This window comes from Burkholderia savannae, assembly GCF_001524445.2.
GTDB classification, from domain to species: domain Bacteria; phylum Pseudomonadota; class Gammaproteobacteria; order Burkholderiales; family Burkholderiaceae; genus Burkholderia; species Burkholderia savannae.
In genome coordinates, this window is record NZ_CP013417.1 from 4,091,995 (window position 1) to 4,108,030 (window position 16,036).

The window sequence follows — 16,036 nt, forward strand, 5'->3', positions numbered from 1 at the left end:
GCTTCTTTCCCGACGCACGCGGCTCGCGTGCGCAGCCGAGCGCGGCGACGGCAAACACGGAGGACGACATGAACGGCAGTACCCATTCGAACGATTCGCGCGTGCGCGCATTGACCCATTTCATCGGCGGTCGCGCGGTCGAAGGCGCGAGCGACCGCTACGGCGACGTATTCAACCCGGCGTTCGGCAACGTGGCGGCGCGCGTGCCGCTCGCCACCGTCGCGGAAGTCGGTTCGGCCGTCTCGGCCGCGGCCGCGGCGTTCCCCGCGTGGAGCGAGACGCCGCCGCTCAAGCGCGCCCGCGTGATGTTCAAGTTCAAGGAACTGCTCGACCGCCATCACGACGAGCTCGCCGAGCTGATCACCCGCGAGCACGGCAAGGTGTTCTCGGACGCGAAGGGCGAAGTGATGCGCGGCATCGAGATCGTCGAGTTCGCGTGCGGGATTCCGAGCCTGCTGAAAACCGATTTCACCGATCAGATCGGCGGCGGCATCGACAACTGGAACCTGCGGCAGCCGCTCGGCGTCGTCGCCGGGGTCACGCCGTTCAACTTCCCGATGATGGTGCCGTGCTGGATGTTCCCGGTCGCGATCGCGTGCGGCAATACGTTCGTGCTGAAGCCGTCCGAGCGCGATCCGTCGGCGTCGATCCGGCTCGCCGAGCTGCTGAAGGAAGCGGGGCTGCCCGACGGCGTGTTCAACGTCGTGCACGGCGACAAGACCGCCGTCGACGCGCTGATCGCACATCCGGACATTGCCGCCTTGTCGTTCGTCGGCTCGACGCCGATCGCCGAATACATTCACACGGAAGCCGCGCGGCGCGGCAAGCGCGTGCAGGCGCTCGGCGGCGCGAAGAACCATCTCGTCGTGATGCCGGACGCGAACCTCGATCAGGCGGTCGATGCGCTCATCGGCGCCGCTTACGGATCGGCGGGCGAGCGCTGCATGGCGATCTCGGTGGCGGTGGCGGTGGGCGGCGTCGCCGACGCGCTCGTCGAGCGGCTCGCCGCACGCGCGAAGACGCTGAAGATCGGCGACGGGATGGAATCCGACGTCGAAATGGGGCCGCTCGTGACGGCCGCGCATCGCGCGAAGGTGTCCGCGTATATCGACGCGGGCGTCGCGGCGGGCGCGAAGCTCGTCGTCGACGGGCGCGATCACGTCGTCGAAGGGGGCGAGAGCGGCTTTTTTCTCGGCGGCACGCTGTTCGATGACGTCGCGACCGACATGTCGATTTACCGCGAGGAAATCTTCGGGCCGGTGCTGGCCGTCGTGCGCGTGCCGGACTTCGCAAGCGCGGTCGCGCTCATCAACGCGCACGAGTTCGCGAACGGCGTGTCGTGCTTCACGTCCGACGGCGGCATCGCGCGCGCGTTCGCGCGGCAGATCCAGGTCGGGATGGTCGGCATCAACGTGCCGATTCCGGTGCCGATGGCGTGGCATTCGTTCGGCGGCTGGAAGCGCTCGCTGTTCGGCGATCACCACGCGTACGGCGAGGAGGGCGTGCGTTTCTACACGCGCTACAAGAGCGTGATGCAGCGCTGGCCGGACAGCATCGCGAAGGGCGCGGAGTTCACGATGCCCGTCGCGAAGTGACGCGAGCGCAACCGATGCACTGACGCTGCCGCGCGCGCACCGCAAAGGGCCCGCGCGCGGTCTATGCTTTAACGGCACGGCACGGCACGGCACGGCACGGCACGGCACGACACGACACGACACGACAGCGGGCGCGACGCGCGGCCTGCGCCGCGGCGCGCACGACGGCGGCCCGCGCAAGGACCGCCGCACCCATATTGAGGAGACGGAGAAGGTGGCTACCGAACGTACGCTCGAAGGCGAATTCGATTATGTGATCGTCGGCGCCGGCACGGCGGGCTGCGTGCTCGCGAACCGGCTCACCGAGGACCCCGACGTGACCGTGCTGCTGCTCGAAGCCGGCGGCAAGGATGACTATCACTGGGTCCACATTCCGGTCGGCTATCTGTATTGCATCGGCAATCCGCGCACCGACTGGCTCTACAAGACCGAGCCCGAAGCGGGCCTGAACGGCCGCGCGCTGTCGTATCCGCGCGGGCGCGTGCTGGGCGGCTCGTCGTCGATCAACGGGATGATCTACATGCGCGGCCAGCGCGACGACTACGACGAATGGGCGCGGGCGACGGGCGACGCGGGCTGGTCATGGGACAGCGTGCTGCCGGTCTTCAAGCGCAGCGAGGATCATCACGCGGGCGCGAGCGACGCGCACGGCGCGGGCGGCATGTGGCGCGTCGAGAAGCAGCGGCTGCGCTGGGAGATCCTGGAAGCGTTCGCGCAGGCCGCGCAGCAGACGGGCATTCCGTCGACCGACGATTTCAATCGCGGCGACAACACGGGCGTCGGTTATTTCGAAGTCAATCAGAAGCGCGGCATTCGCTGGAACGCGTCGAAGGCGTTCCTGCGTCCCGCGCTCTCGCGGCCGAACCTCACCGTGATCACCGGCGCGCAGGCCGAGCGGCTCGTGTTCGACGGCAAGCGCTGCGCGGGCGTCGAGTATCGCGGCGGCGGCGCGCCCTTCGTCGCGCGCGCGCGCGGCGAAGTGCTGCTCGCGTCGGGCGCCGTGAATTCGCCGCCGCTGCTCGAGCTGTCCGGCATCGGCGACGGCAACCGGCTGCAGGCGCTTGGCGTTGGCGTGGTCGCGGATCTGCGCGGCGTCGGCGAAAACCTTCAGGATCACTTGCAGTTGCGCATGGCGTTTCGCGTGCGCGGCGTGCGCACGCTCAACACGCTGTCCGCGCACTGGTGGGGCAAGCTGTGGATCGGCCTGCAATATGCGCTGATGCAGCGCGGGCCGATGTCGATGGCGCCGTCGCAGTTGGGCGCGTTCGCGAAATCGGACCCGAACGATCCGTCGCTCGCGCGGCCCGATCTCGAATACCACGTGCAGCCGCTGTCGCTCGAGCGTTTCGGCGAGCCGCTGCATCGCTTCAACGCGTTCACTGCTTCGGTCTGCCATCTGCGGCCGACGTCGCGCGGCAGCATTCATGCAACGTCGCCCGACCCGGCGCACGCGCCGGCGATTGCGCCGAACTATCTGTCGACCGATTACGATCGTCACGTCGCGGCGAACGCGCTGCGCCTCACGCGCCGGATCGCCGCCGCGCCCGCGCTTGCGCGCTATGCACCCGAGGAAATCCTGCCGGGCTCCCAGTATCTGAGCGAGGAAGAATTGATCGCCGCGGCGGGCGCGGTCGGCACGACGATCTTCCATCCGGTCGGCACGTGCCGGATGGGGCGCGCGGACGATCCGCACGCGGTCGTCGACAGCCGCCTGCGCGTGCTTGGCGTGACGGGGCTGCGGGTCGTCGATGCGTCGGTGATGCCGACGATCACGTCGGGCAATACGAACTCGCCGACGTTGATGATCGCCGAGCGCGCGAGCGACATGATCCGCGCGGATCGTCGCGGCGCGGCGGAGCGCGGCGCGGCCGCGCACGCGGATGCCGCGCTGCCGTCGTAAAATCGACACGATCCGTTGAAAGAACCGGCAAACAATCGCAATAAAAAAACAGCCGAGGGTTAACCCAAAAGCGCAGCCGGCTATCGCGCGCGCACTCGATCGCGGCAGTGGTTTTCGATTCGTACCGGAACACGTTTTCTTGTCGAGAATGTTTTCGCCGCGCGCGGAAAAAATGCATGCGGCATCAGGGTTTGCGCGAGATCTGAAACGATTTCGCGCTAACCGATCGGCTGCGCGGCAATACGCGAGCGCATTGATCTGGAAATCAAAAAAAACGAGTAAAAAATGCTTGCGTCTGTCGTGCCCTATAAGTGCAAATCCCGATGAATGCACTGCACCAACGGCGCGACAATGACACGCGGTCGGAATCTGCGACTTGCGCGGGGAGACCAGCCTCGACGCAATCACACAAAGCTCGGGGGCAGCCTCACATCCGCTGAACGCATCGTGGCCGCTTGTGCGAGATCTCCCAGCGCTTCGCCTCACTTCGTAGGAAGGGAACATGATTCTCGGCGACACGATTCTCGAAACACGCGGACTCACGAAGGAATTCAAGGGCTTCACCGCGGTGAACGGCGTGAACCTGCGCGTGCGGCGCGGCTCGATCCACGCGCTGATCGGGCCGAACGGCGCGGGCAAGACCACTTGCTTCAATCTCCTGACCAAATTCCTGAAGCCGACGTCGGGTCAGATCGTCTACAACGGCATCGACATTACCGACGAGCGCCCCGCGCAGATCGCGCGGCGCGGCGTGATCCGTTCGTTCCAGATCTCCGCGGTGTTTCCGCATCTGACCGCGCTGCAGAACGTGCGCATCGGCCTGCAGCGCTCGCTCGGCACCGCGTTCCATTTCTGGCGCAGCGAGCGCTCGCTCAAGCGCCTCGACGATCGCGCGATGGATCTGCTCACGCAGGTCGGCCTCACCGATTTCGCGCACGTGCCGACGGTCGAGCTCGCCTACGGCCGCAAGCGCGCGCTCGAAATCGCGACGACGCTCGCGATGGAGCCCGAGCTGATGCTGCTCGACGAGCCGACGCAGGGAATGGGCCACGAGGACGTCGATCGCGTGACGGCGCTCATCAAGAAGGTTGCGAGCGGCCGCACGATCCTGATGGTCGAGCACAACATGAACGTGATCGCGGGCATCTCCGACACGATCACCGTCCTGCAGCGCGGCGAAGTGCTCGCGGAAGGCACGTACGCGGAGGTGTCGAAGAATCCGCTCGTCGTCGAGGCGTACATGGGCAGCGCGGACGCGGCCCTCGCGGGGGCGCACGCATGAACCACAGCGAACGGGAAGAGCGCGAGTTGAACAACGTCGAAAGCGGTACGCCCGCGCTCGCGATCGCGGGGCTCGAAGCGTGGTACGGCGAATCGCACATCCTGCACGGCGTCGATCTGACCGTGCACCGCGGCGAAGTGGTCACGCTGCTCGGCCGCAACGGCGCGGGACGCACGACGACGCTGCGCGCGATCATGGGGCTCACGGGCCGGCGAAGCGGCTCGATCAAGGTCGCCGGCCACGAGACGATCGATTTGCCGACGCACCGTATCGCGCATTACGGCATCGGCTATTGCCCGGAGGAGCGCGGGATCTTCTCGAGCCTGTCGTGCGAGGAGAACCTGCTGTTGCCGCCCGTGCTCGGCGATCGCAAGAGCGCGATGTCGCTCGAAGACATCTACGAGATGTTCCCGAACCTCGCGTCGCGACGCAGCAGCCAGGGCACGCGGCTGTCGGGCGGCGAGCAGCAGATGCTCGCCGTCGCGCGGATCTTGCGCACGGGCGCGAATCTGCTGCTGCTCGACGAGATCTCCGAGGGCCTCGCGCCCGTGATCGTGCAGACGCTCGCGAAGATGATCGTCACGCTGAAGGCGCGCGGCTACACGATCGTGATGGTCGAGCAGAACTTCCGTTTCGCGGCGCCGCTCGCCGATCGGTTCTACGTGATGGAGCACGGCCGCATCGTCGAGCATTTCGGCGCGACCGAGCTCGAAGGGAAGATGCCCGTGCTGCACGATCTGCTGGGCGTCTAGCGCGCCGCTTTGCCGGTCCCCCGATGTACATAACCTGACAACCACAACGCACTACACCAGGAGACGTCAATGAAAATGAAGACCCTCGCGCACGCATGTCTTGCCGCCGCCGCGTGGTCGGTGGGCGCCGCGCAGGCCGCGGACACCGTGAAGATCGGCTTCATCACCGACATGTCCGGCCTTTACGCCGACATCGACGGGCAGGGCGGCCTCGAGGCGATCAAGATGGCGGTGGCCGATTTCGGCGGCAAGGTGAACGGCAAGCCGATCGAAGTGGTGTACGCGGATCACCAGAACAAGGCGGACATCGCCGCGTCGAAGGCGCGCGAATGGATGGACCGCGGCGGGCTCGATCTGCTCGTCGGCGGCACGAACTCGGCGACCGCGCTGTCGATGAACCAGGTCGCGGCCGAGAAAAAGAAGGTCTACATCAACATCGGCGCGGGCGCGGACACGCTCACGAACGAGCAGTGCACGCCGTACACGGTCCACTACGCGTACGACACGATGGCGCTCGCGAAGGGCACGGGCTCGGCCGTGGTGAAGCAGGGCGGCAAGACGTGGTTCTTCCTGACCGCCGATTACGCGTTCGGCAAGGCGCTCGAGAAGAACACCGCGGACGTCGTGAAGGCGAACGGCGGCAAGGTGCTCGGCGAAGTGCGGCATCCGCTGTCGGCGTCGGACTTCTCGTCGTTCCTGTTGCAGGCGCAGTCGTCGAAAGCGCAGATCCTCGGCCTCGCGAACGCGGGCGGCGACACGGTGAACGCGATCAAGGCGGCGAAGGAATTCGGCATCACGAAGACGATGAAGCTTGCCGCGCTGCTGATGTTCATCGACGACGTCCACTCGCTCGGCCTCGAGACGACGCAGGGCCTCGTGCTGACGGACAGCTGGTACTGGAATCGCGATTCGGCATCGCGACAGTGGGCGCAGCGCTACTTCGGGAAGATGAAGAAGATGCCGTCGAGCCTGCAGGCGGCCGACTATTCGTCGGTGACGACCTATCTGAAGGCGGTGCAGGCGGTGGGCTCGACCGATTCCGACAAGGTGATGGCGCAGCTCAAGAAGATGAAGATCGACGACTTCTACGCGAAGGGCTACATCCGCACGGACGGCAGCATGATTCACGACATGTATCTGATGGAAGTGAAGAAGCCGTCAGAATCGAAGGAGCCGTGGGACTACTACAAGGTCGTCGCGACGATCCCCGGCGAGCAGGCGTTCACGACGAAGCAGGAGACGCGCTGCACGTTGTGGAAGTGACGTGACGCATTGCACGCGCCGCGCGCGTTTCGGCGCGCGGCGAACGTGCGCGCGACGGCGGCCCTGACGCGACCGTTGCGCGCATTTGGTTGCATGCGCAACTATTTCAACCTGACAGATTGACTGACGGCAGATTCGATGGACATCTTCGGCATTCCGATGTCGGCGATGCTGAGCCAGTTGTTGCTCGGACTCGTCAACGGCTCGTTCTACGCGATCCTGAGCCTCGGGCTCGCGGTGATCTTCGGGCTGCTCAACGTGATCAACTTCGCGCACGGCGCGCTTTTCATGCTGGGCGCGATGCTCGCGTGGATGGGGCTCACGTATCTCGGCCTGCCGTACTGGGCGATGCTCGTGCTCGCGCCCGTCGTCGTCGGCCTGTTCGGCATCCTGATCGAACGCTCGATGCTGCGCTGGCTCTACAAGCTCGATCACCTGTACGGCCTGCTGCTGACGTTCGGGCTCACGCTCGTCGTCGAAGGCGTGTTCCGCGCGATCTATGGCTCGTCCGGGCAGCCGTACGACGTGCCCGAGCTGCTCTCCGGCGCGACGAATCTCGGCTTCATGTTCCTGCCGAACTATCGCGCGTGGGTTGTCGTCGCGTCGCTCGCGGTGTGTCTCGCGACGTGGTTCGTGATCGAGAAGACGCGGCTCGGCGCGTATCTGCGCGCGGGCACGGAGAATCCGAAGCTCGTCGAGGCGTTCGGCGTGAACGTGCCGATGATGGTCACGCTGACGTACGGCTTCGGCGTCGCGCTCGCCGCGTTCGCGGGCGTGCTCGCGGCGCCCGTGATCCAGGTGTCGCCGCTGATGGGGCAGCCGATGATCATCACCGTGTTCGCGGTCGTCGTGATCGGCGGGATGGGCTCGATTCTCGGCTCGATCGTGACGGGCCTGATGCTCGGCGTGATCGAGGGCCTGACGCGCGTGTTCTATCCGGAAGCGTCGGCGACGGTCGTCTTCGTGATCATGGCGATCGTGCTGCTGATCCGTCCGGCAGGTTTATTCGGTAAGGAAAGATGATGCAGAGAAAAGCGCTCTACGGGCTGCTGCTCGCCGGCCTTCTCGTCGCGCCGTTCGCCGGCGCGTATCCGGTGTTCGTGATGAAGGTGCTGTGCTTCGCGCTCTTCGCGGCCGCGTTCAATCTGCTGATCGGCTTCACGGGCCTGCTGTCGTTCGGCCATGCGATGTTCCTCGCGACCGCGGGCTACGTGACGGGCTACGCGATGCAGTCGCTCGGCATGACGCCCGAGCTCGGCGTGCTCGCCGGCACCGCGGCGGCGACGCTGCTCGGCCTCGTCGTCGGCCTGTTCGCGATCCGGCGGCAGGGCATCTATTTCGCGATGATCACGCTCGCGTTCGCGCAGATGGTGTACTTCATCTATCTGCAGGCGCCGTTCACGCACGGCGAGGACGGGCTGCAGGGCGTGCCGCGCGGCAAGCTGTTCGGGCTCGTCGATCTGTCGTCGGATCTCGCGCTCTACTACGTCGTACTTGCCGTCATCGCGTGCGCGTGCTTCTTCATCGTGCGCATCGTGCATTCGCCGTTCGGGCAAGTGCTCGTCGCGATCAAGGAGAACGAGCCTCGCGCGACGTCGCTCGGCTACGATACCGATCGCTTCAAGCTGCTCGCGTTCATCCTGTCGGCCGCGCTCGCGGGGCTCGCGGGCGCGCTGAAGGTCGTCGTGCTCGGTTTCGAGACGCTGAGCGACGCGTACTGGACGATGTCGGGCCTCGTCGTGCTGATGACGCTCGTGGGCGGCATGGGCACGCTGTTCGGCCCGCTCGTCGGCGCGGCGCTGATCGTCGCGCTCGAGGATCGGCTGGGCGACATCGGCACCTGGCTCGCGTCGGCGACGGGCATCGACTGGTTCCGCTCGCTCGGCGAGTCCGCGACGATCGTCACGGGCCTCATCTTCATCGCGTGCGTGCTTGCATTCCGGCGTGGAATCGTCGGCGAGGTGATCGCGCGCGTGCGGCCGCTGCGGACGTCCTGAGCGATCGTGCGGTGCGCAACGATCGTTGGGAATGCGATGCAATAGGCACGGCAAACGCCGATCCGGCCGGGCTGCCGGCATGCCCCAATTTCGTGCGGCGATGCACCATAGGGGTAAATGCTAGGTTGTCGCATCCGGCAAGCTTGCATTAACCTTCGTCTCAGTTCTGATGCACCGCGAAACGAATTTGCAGGTGGAGAACGAGGAGACATTCGAGGCACTGAGTGCCCGATCCAAAGCGCTGTTGGATTCGTTCCAACAGCGCTTTTTATTTGTGCGCCGGCCATTGCGCCGCGCGCGATCTTCGCCGAATTCCGCCGATCCAGCCGCCTTCGATTGCCGTTCGCACACGGCCGCGCGGCCCTTGCCGCTGCGGGCTTCACCCGGTTGTCGCGCGCTCTAAGCGTCCGCTACACTCGCCGTTCCCCGACCCGTCGGTCGGGGCTGGCCGAGCGCAAGACACGGAGACGAACTCGATGAAACGGGCGTGGCGGTTCTGGGGATTCGGCGCGGCAGCCGCATGGGCGGCCGTCTCGCGCGCCGCGTTCGCAAACGCCGCGGTCGGCCCCGCCGTCTCCGCTATTGGCCCTGCCGCGTTGTTCGGCATTTCCGGAAAGAACGTGATCGTGCTGCCGCCGAAGGGGATCGGCGGGCGGGGGGCGAGCGGCGGCGTCGTCGCCGCGCCCGATTCGGCGAAGGCGGTGACGAATGCGCGCAAGCTCGTGAGCGAGGGCGAGGGCGAGGGCGATTCGCCGATCGGCGAAGGCGGCATGACGAATTCACTCCAGTTGACCGACGTCGCCGCGCGGTTGGCAGCGCCGATGATTTCGCCCGCGGCCGCCGCTTCCTATTTAGCGAAGGCGGAGACGAATGCGCGCAAGCTCGCGAGCGGGGGCAACGGCGATGCGCGGATTGGTTCGCTTCGCGTGGCGAACGCGCGCGTGACGACCGAGATCGCCGCGAATTCGCCGGCGTTCATGATTTCGCCAACGGCCGTCGCGTCGATCGTCGAGCCGCTCGGTGCGACGCGCGGCGAAATCTTCAACACGCCGCAACGCGAGCTGCGAGACGACACCCCGATCGCGAGCTCCATCGCGGAGCACGTGACGAAGCGCGGCGCGACGATGGTTGCGTTCGGCGCGCTTGTTGGTCGTGGTGATGCATCGAGGAGCGAGGGGCCGCTCGACGAGTCCGGCCGTGCCGCGGCCGTGAAACAGCGCGCGTTCGCCGCGATCGAGCGCTTCGCGCGCGACGATGCGCCGAGGGCGGGGGCGGGGCGCGGGCCGAAAGCGATGTCGAAGCCGTTCGGCGCGGCGCTGATCGCGGGCGCGGACATGCCGACAGCGCTGCCGCCGGACACGCGGAATGCGCGCGCCCACAGGGGCGCAATTCATCCGGCGTACGGCGTCGCAAACGACGATCTCCCGCGCGCGTGCGGCAGCGACTGCGAACGCACGCATCTGCACGTTGGCCGGCTTTTCTTCGCCGATCAACATCCCGATTCGAATTCAACCGCGCTGTCCGCGCTCGCATGCAAGCGCGCGGCAAACGCGTGCCGTGCCGGCACTGCGTCGACGTTCAGCGGTGACGCGCGCGACGCGGCGTTGCGCGTGCCGCGCGCGATTGCGATTGCGCGGGCACACGGCTCGCCTGGTACGCCGGCGTCTCGCCACATGCGGCACGCAGCGTGCGGGAGCGCGAAGGGAAGAACGTCGCCGTCGGCGAGTCGCGTGTTCGAGGCGAGCGCCACCGATGAGACCGGTTTCGGCTGACGCGCGAGCGTGACCGCCGAAATCGTCGACCGCCAGCGCGTGCCCGCGCGGAGCCGAGCGCGCTGCATCGCGCGGCCGACGGCGTCGACGGCGGGCGAATGCGACCGCCTGTGTTTCTCGCGGCCGCTCGGCGTACGGCATCGGTCGGAGGGTTGCAGCAATAGCGGACTGCAAGACAGCAGCAGAAGGGGCGTGCGATGCGCACGCACTGGGGAGCGCAACAAAACAAAACGCGCCCCGCGCCGATTCGCGGTTGCACGTGAAACCGGCCGCGGTGGCGTGCAGGTTCGATCGGCTTGTCGCGTCGCAATGGCGCGATCGATCGCATTTCGCGCAGCGTTTGGAGACACACAATGAAAATGAACCGATGGATCGAGGCCGCGCTTGCGGCCGGCTGCTTGTTGACCGCCGGGCTTGCATCGGCACAGGTGAAGATCGGCGTCACGGTGTCGGCGACGGGCGCCGCCGCGTCGCTCGGCATTCCCGAGAAGAACACGGTCGCGCTGTTGCCGACGGAAATCGGCGGCAAGCGCGTCGAGTACATCGTGCTCGACGACGCGTCGGACACGAGCCGCGCGGTGCAAAACGCGCGCAAGCTGATCGACGAGGATCACGTTGACGCGATCGTCGGCTCGTCGATCACGCCGAATGCGCTCGCGATGATCGATGTCGTCGCGCAAGGCAAGACGCCGACGATTTCGCTCGCGGCGAGCGCGCACATCATTGCGCCGATGGACGCGAAGCGCGCGTGGGTGTTCAAGACGCCGCAGAACGATCGCCTGATGGCCGACGCGCTCGCCGGCTACATGGCGAAGCACGGCGTGAAGACGGTCGGCTTCATCGGCTTTGCGGACGCATACGGCGCCGGCTGGTACGACGTGTTCAGCGCGGCCGCGGCGGCGAACGGGCTGAAGATCGTCGCGAACGAGCGCTATAACCGCACCGACGCGTCGGTGACGGGGCAGGTGCTGAAGACGCTCGGCGCGCGTCCGGACGCGGTGCTGATCGCGGGCGCCGGCACGCCCGCCGCGTTGCCCGCGAAGACGCTGAAGGAGCGCGGCTACACGGGCAAGGTCTATCAGACGCACGGCGTCGCGAACAACGATTTCCTGCGCGTGTGCGGCAAGGATTGCGACGGCGAGTTGCTGCCGGCGGGGCCCGTGCTCGTCGCCGGCCAGTTGCCCGATTCGAACCCGGCGAAGCAGCCGGCGCTCGCGTACAAGGCCGCGTATGAGAAGGCGTACGGCGCGGGCGCGGTATCGACGTTCGGCGGCCACGTGTGGGACGCCGGCCTGATGCTTCAGCGCGCGATTCCCGACGCGCTGAAGAAGGCGCAGCCCGGCACGCCGGCGTTCCGCGAGGCGCTGCGCGGCGCGCTCGAGAACGTCAAGGATCTGCCGGTATCGCATGGCGTGATCAATACGACGCCCGCGGATCACAACGGCTTCGACGCGCGTGCCCGCGTGATCGTGCAGATCGTCGGCGACAAGTGGAAGCTGCAGGCCGATTGAACGGCGGCTGATGCGCGTGCGCCTCGTCTCGCGTTGCGTTGCGTTGCGTTGCGTTGCGTTGCGCACGCACCGCGCAGCGCGGCGCGGGACGGCACGCGTCGAGAGCGAAGGGCTTCGCCTTCCGCATGCGATGCATCACGCGGCGCGGCACGGTTTTCACGTCGCACCCATATCGGCGAGCGGCGCGTCTCGTCCTTTTGCCGGATGATGGGTGACGTCCAGCGCCGTCACAGCGCGCCGCTTCGCGACAGCGGCCGTCGCGCCGGCCGTACTTCCGTTTTTTCCGTCGACGCATTCTCAACCGAAGAAACCACATGGATTTCTCTATCGCGGCGATTCTTGCGCAGGACGGCATCACGACAGGGGCAATCTACGCGCTGCTGTCGCTCGCGCTCGTGCTCGTCTTTTCCGTCACGCGCGTGATCTTCATTCCCCAGGGCGAATTCGTCACGTACGGCGCGCTGACGCTTGCCGCGCTGCAGGCGCAGAAGTTTCCGGCAACCTGCTGGCTGCTGTTCTGCGCCGGCATCGCGTGCTTCATGCTCGAAGTAGGCGGGCTGATTCGGTATCGGGCGCGCCGCCATCAGCTCGCGCGTACGCTGGCGACACTCGCGAGCCGCTATGTGCTGCTGCCGCTCGCGATCTACGCGGTGACGAGAAGCGCCGCCGCGCAGCCGCTGCCGATGATCGCGCAGATCGCGCTCACGCTCGCGATCGTCGTGCCGCTCGGGCCGTTCATCTATCGGCTCGCGTATCAGCCGATCGCCGAAAGCACGACCCTGCTGCTGCTGATCGTGTCGGTCGCCGTGCATTTCGCGCTGGTCGGGCTCGGGCTCGTGATGTTCGGCGCGGAAGGCTCGCGCACGACCGCGTTCTCCGATGCGTCGCTCGCCGTCGGCAGCCTGTCGATTTCGATGCAGAGCGCTTGGGTGGCCGGTGCCGCGCTCGTGCTGATCGTCGCGCTTTATCTGTATTTCGAGCGCACGCTGCCCGGCAAGGCGCTGCGTGCGACGTCGGTGAACCGTCTCGGCGCGCAGCTCGTCGGCATCGGCACGACCGAGGCCGGGCGGCTCGCGTTCACGCTGGCGGCAGGGCTCGGTGCGTTGTCCGGCGTGCTCGTCGGGCCGCTGACGACGGTCTACTACGATTCCGGCTTCCTGATCGGCCTGAAGGGCTTCGTCGGCGCGATCGTCGGCGGGCTCGTCAGCTATCCGCTCGCGGCAGCGGGGGCGTTGTTCGTCGGCGTGCTCGAATCGTATTCGTCGTTTTGGGCGAGCGCCTACAAGGAAGTGATCGTTTTCACGTTGATCGTGCCGGTGCTGTTATGGCGCAGCCTTGCGGCGCCGCAAACCGAAGACGAGGAGGCGTGACGCGATGAAGGCGATCTTGCGCAACAAGGCGTTCTGGCTGTTTCTCGTCGTGCTGTTCGCGCTGCCGGTGCTGCCCGGCGCGGCGCGCGTGCCCGAGTATTGGATCACGCTGCTGAACTACATCGGGCTCTATGCGATCGTCGCGATCGGGCTCGTGCTGCTGACCGGCATCGGCGGGATGACGAGCTTCGGCCAGGCGGCGTTCGTCGGCATCGGCGCGTACGCGACTGCGTATCTGACGACGGCTTACGGCGCGTCGCCGTGGCTCGGGTTGATCGCGGGTATTGCGCTGACGGCGCTCGTCGCGCTCGTGCTGGGCGCCGTCACGATGCGCCTCTCAGGGCATTTTCTGCCGCTGGGAACGATCGCTTGGGGGCTCGCGCTGTTCTTCCTGTTCGGTAATCTCGATTGGCTCGGCAAATACGATGGGATCAACGGCATTCCGGCGCTTGCCGTGTTCGGGCAGGCGCTCGATACCGGCCGCAGCCTCTATTACCTGATCTGGATCGCCGTGCTCGCGGCGATCGTCACTGTTCAGAACCTGCTTAATAGCCGCCCGGGGCGTGCGATCCGTGCGTTGAGGGGCGGGGGCGTGATGGCCGAGGCGATGGGCGTGAACACCGGATGGATGCGCGTGGCGATCTTCGTTTATGCGGCGGTGCTCGCGTCGATTTCGGGTTTTCTGTATGCGCATCTGCAGCGTGCAGTGAACCCGACGCCGTTCGGGCTGAATCATGGGATCGAGTTCCTGTTCATGGCGGTGGTCGGCGGCGTCGCGCACGTGTGGGGCGCGGTGCTCGGCGCCGCGATCGTCACCGTGCTGCAGGACTATCTGCAGACGCTGCTGCCTAAGCTGCTCGGCGCGGAAGGCAACTTCGAGATCATCGTGTTCGGCGTGTTGATGGTCCTGCTGCTGCAGTACGCACGGCAGGGCGTTTGGCCTTTCGTCGCGAAGCTCTTTCCGCGCGAGCCGGCTGCCCGGGCTCCGGGCCATGCGGAGCCGCTGCCGCAGCGCGCGCGGCCGCGGGCCGGCGAGACGCTGCTCGCCGTCGACAACGTGCGTAAGCAGTTCGGTGGGCTCGTCGCGGTGAACGACGTGAGTTTCGACGTGCTGGCGGGGCAGATCGTCGGCCTGATCGGCCCGAATGGGGCGGGCAAGTCGACGACGTTCAATCTCGTGACGGGCGTGCTGCGGCCGACAAGCGGCGAGATCACGTTCCGCGGCGAGCGTATCGACCAACTTGTTTCACGTGAAATCGTGAAGCGGGGCATCGGTCGCACATTCCAGCACGTGAAATTGCTGCCTGGAATGACCGTACTGGAGAACGTTGCGATCGGCGCGCATCTGCGTGGCTCGACCGGCATCTGGCGCAGTATCGTCAGACTGAATGCGCAAGAGGAGGCGCGGCTGATGGCTGAAGCCGCGAACCAGATCCGGCGCGTCGGCCTCGAAGCGCACATGTACGACGAAGCGGGCAGCCTCGCGCTCGGCCAGCAGCGAATTCTCGAGGTTGCCCGCGCGTTGTGCAGCGATCCGACGCTCTTGCTGCTCGACGAGCCCGCAGCCGGCCTGCGCTACCAGGAAAAGCAGCGGCTGGCTGAACTATTGCGTAAGTTGAGGGCGGAAGGGATGAGCGTGCTGCTTGTCGAACACGATATGGATTTCGTGATGAACCTGACCGATCGGCTGGTCGTAATGGAATTCGGTGTCCGAATTGCCGAGGGGCTGCCGCAAGACGTACAGCAGGACCCCGCGGTGCTGGAAGCTTATCTCGGCGGAGTCGAATGATGGGCCAAATAACGCCGATTCTACAAGTGCGCGATCTGTCGGTGCGCTACGGCAAGGTCGAAGCATTGCATCGCGCGGTGCTAAACGTCGAAGCGGGGCAGATCGTCGCTGTGATCGGCCCGAACGGGGCGGGCAAGTCAACGCTGCTTAACGCGGTGATGGGCGCGTTGCCGACGACCGGCCACTCGGCCGGCGCGATCCGGTACCGCGGCGACGACGTGAATGCGTTGCCGGTCGAGCAGCGCGTCGCGCGCGGGATGTGCCTCGTGCCGGAAAAGCGAGAGCTGTTCGGCACGATGTCGGTCGAGGACAACCTCGTGCTCGGCGCATACCGGCTGAAGATGGCCGGTGACGCACACTTTCTCGACCAGCTCGAGCCGGTTTTCACGTTGTTTCCGAGGCTGAAGGAGCGGCGCAAGCAGACGGCGGGAACGCTGTCGGGCGGTGAGCGGCAAATGCTCGCGGTTGGACGCGCGCTGATGGGTAAGCCGGATCTGCTGATGCTCGACGAGCCGAGCCTCGGGCTCGCACCGCTGATCGTGAAGGAGATTTTTCATATCATCAGCGCGCTGCGTGGAACCGGCGTAGCGACGCTGCTGATCGAGCAGAATGCGCGCGCGGCCTTGCAGATCTCCGACTACGGCTATGTGCTCGAAACCGGTGAGATCGCGCTGGAAGGCCCGGCAGGCGAGCTTGCCCGGAATCCCAGGGTGATCGAAACCTACCTCGGGCTTGCGAAGAAGGCTGTGTAAGGGCCGCTTCGCGCGCTTCGATCGGCGGCGTGTTTCACGTGAAACACGCCGTT

At 66.3% G+C, this 16,036-nt stretch carries 12 protein-coding genes; all 12 read left to right on the top strand.

What is annotated here, in order from left to right; all coding sequences use genetic code 11:
- The first annotated feature begins 68 nt into the window (after nucleotides 1-68).
- The 12 genes from WS78_RS20070 to WS78_RS20135 all read left to right on the top strand — a co-directional run bounded on the left by WS78_RS20070 (nucleotide 69) and on the right by WS78_RS20135 (nucleotide 15,983).
- The gene (locus tag WS78_RS20070) at nucleotides 69-1,595 is read left to right on the top strand and encodes a CoA-acylating methylmalonate-semialdehyde dehydrogenase (RefSeq protein WP_059578132.1); all 1,527 of its coding nucleotides are present in this window, start codon (nucleotides 69-71) and stop codon (nucleotides 1,593-1,595) included.
- A 214-nt stretch (nucleotides 1,596-1,809) separates the two neighbouring features.
- Nucleotides 1,810-3,495, top strand: a complete 1,686-nt coding sequence (locus WS78_RS20075; RefSeq protein ID WP_059577924.1) for a GMC family oxidoreductase — start codon at nucleotides 1,810-1,812, stop codon at nucleotides 3,493-3,495.
- A 502-nt stretch (nucleotides 3,496-3,997) separates the two neighbouring features.
- Complete coding sequence (locus WS78_RS20085) at nucleotides 3,998-4,777, top strand: ABC transporter ATP-binding protein (protein ID WP_038750124.1); 780 nt, start codon at nucleotides 3,998-4,000, stop codon at nucleotides 4,775-4,777.
- The gene (locus tag WS78_RS20090; protein ID WP_038750127.1) at nucleotides 4,774-5,529 is read left to right on the top strand and encodes an ABC transporter ATP-binding protein; all 756 of its coding nucleotides are present in this window, start codon (nucleotides 4,774-4,776) and stop codon (nucleotides 5,527-5,529) included. Before WS78_RS20085 ends, WS78_RS20090 begins: the two co-directional genes overlap by 4 nt.
- 69 nt (nucleotides 5,530-5,598) lie before the next feature.
- Complete coding sequence (locus tag WS78_RS20095) at nucleotides 5,599-6,792, top strand: beta-hydroxybutyrate-binding protein (RefSeq protein ID WP_059577928.1); 1,194 nt, start codon at nucleotides 5,599-5,601, stop codon at nucleotides 6,790-6,792.
- 138 nt (nucleotides 6,793-6,930) lie between these two features.
- Complete coding sequence (locus WS78_RS20100) at nucleotides 6,931-7,815, top strand: branched-chain amino acid ABC transporter permease (protein ID WP_038750132.1); 885 nt, start codon at nucleotides 6,931-6,933, stop codon at nucleotides 7,813-7,815.
- Nucleotides 7,815-8,789: a branched-chain amino acid ABC transporter permease gene (locus WS78_RS20105; RefSeq protein ID WP_059577931.1), complete on the top strand. Its 975-nt coding sequence runs from the start codon at nucleotides 7,815-7,817 to the stop codon at nucleotides 8,787-8,789. Before WS78_RS20100 ends, WS78_RS20105 begins: the two co-directional genes overlap by 1 nt.
- 476 nt (nucleotides 8,790-9,265) lie before the next feature.
- Nucleotides 9,266-10,561, top strand: coding sequence for a type 1 periplasmic-binding domain-containing protein (locus WS78_RS20115; RefSeq protein ID WP_156437523.1), 1,296 nt, complete (start codon nucleotides 9,266-9,268; stop codon nucleotides 10,559-10,561).
- Between the two features lie 353 nt (nucleotides 10,562-10,914).
- The gene (locus WS78_RS20120; protein ID WP_038750135.1) at nucleotides 10,915-12,072 is read left to right on the top strand and encodes an ABC transporter substrate-binding protein; all 1,158 of its coding nucleotides are present in this window, start codon (nucleotides 10,915-10,917) and stop codon (nucleotides 12,070-12,072) included.
- Between the two features lie 314 nt (nucleotides 12,073-12,386).
- Nucleotides 12,387-13,442 carry a branched-chain amino acid ABC transporter permease gene (locus WS78_RS20125; RefSeq protein WP_038750138.1) on the top strand — a complete coding sequence of 352 codons (1,056 nt, stop codon included), beginning with the start codon at nucleotides 12,387-12,389 and terminating at the stop codon, nucleotides 13,440-13,442.
- A 4-nt stretch (nucleotides 13,443-13,446) separates the two neighbouring features.
- On the top strand, nucleotides 13,447-15,231 hold the full coding sequence (locus WS78_RS20130) for a branched-chain amino acid ABC transporter ATP-binding protein/permease (RefSeq protein ID WP_059577941.1): 1,785 nt from the start codon (nucleotides 13,447-13,449) through the stop codon (nucleotides 15,229-15,231).
- The gene (locus WS78_RS20135; RefSeq protein ID WP_059577946.1) at nucleotides 15,228-15,983 is read left to right on the top strand and encodes an ABC transporter ATP-binding protein; all 756 of its coding nucleotides are present in this window, start codon (nucleotides 15,228-15,230) and stop codon (nucleotides 15,981-15,983) included. The genes WS78_RS20130 and WS78_RS20135 overlap by 4 nt, the downstream gene beginning before the upstream one ends.
- Nucleotides 15,984-16,036 lie beyond the last annotated feature (53 nt).

What these genes read in the sequence shown, in the direction of transcription:
- WS78_RS20070 (WP_059578132.1), top strand. Translation starts at nt 69, where the DNA reads ATGAACGGCAGTACCCATTCGAACGATTCGCGCGTGCGCGCATTGACC.
- WS78_RS20085 (WP_038750124.1), top strand. Translation starts at nt 3,998, where the DNA reads ATGATTCTCGGCGACACGATTCTCGAAACACGCGGACTCACGAAGGAA.
- WS78_RS20090 (WP_038750127.1), top strand. Translation starts at nt 4,774, where the DNA reads ATGAACCACAGCGAACGGGAAGAGCGCGAGTTGAACAACGTCGAAAGC.
- WS78_RS20095 (WP_059577928.1), top strand. Translation starts at nt 5,599, where the DNA reads ATGAAAATGAAGACCCTCGCGCACGCATGTCTTGCCGCCGCCGCGTGG.
- WS78_RS20100 (WP_038750132.1), top strand. Translation starts at nt 6,931, where the DNA reads ATGGACATCTTCGGCATTCCGATGTCGGCGATGCTGAGCCAGTTGTTG.
- WS78_RS20105 (WP_059577931.1), top strand. Translation starts at nt 7,815, where the DNA reads ATGCAGAGAAAAGCGCTCTACGGGCTGCTGCTCGCCGGCCTTCTCGTC.
- WS78_RS20115 (WP_156437523.1), top strand. Translation starts at nt 9,266, where the DNA reads ATGAAACGGGCGTGGCGGTTCTGGGGATTCGGCGCGGCAGCCGCATGG.
- WS78_RS20120 (WP_038750135.1), top strand. Translation starts at nt 10,915, where the DNA reads ATGAAAATGAACCGATGGATCGAGGCCGCGCTTGCGGCCGGCTGCTTG.
- WS78_RS20125 (WP_038750138.1), top strand. Translation starts at nt 12,387, where the DNA reads ATGGATTTCTCTATCGCGGCGATTCTTGCGCAGGACGGCATCACGACA.
- WS78_RS20130 (WP_059577941.1), top strand. Translation starts at nt 13,447, where the DNA reads ATGAAGGCGATCTTGCGCAACAAGGCGTTCTGGCTGTTTCTCGTCGTG.
- WS78_RS20135 (WP_059577946.1), top strand. Translation starts at nt 15,228, where the DNA reads ATGATGGGCCAAATAACGCCGATTCTACAAGTGCGCGATCTGTCGGTG.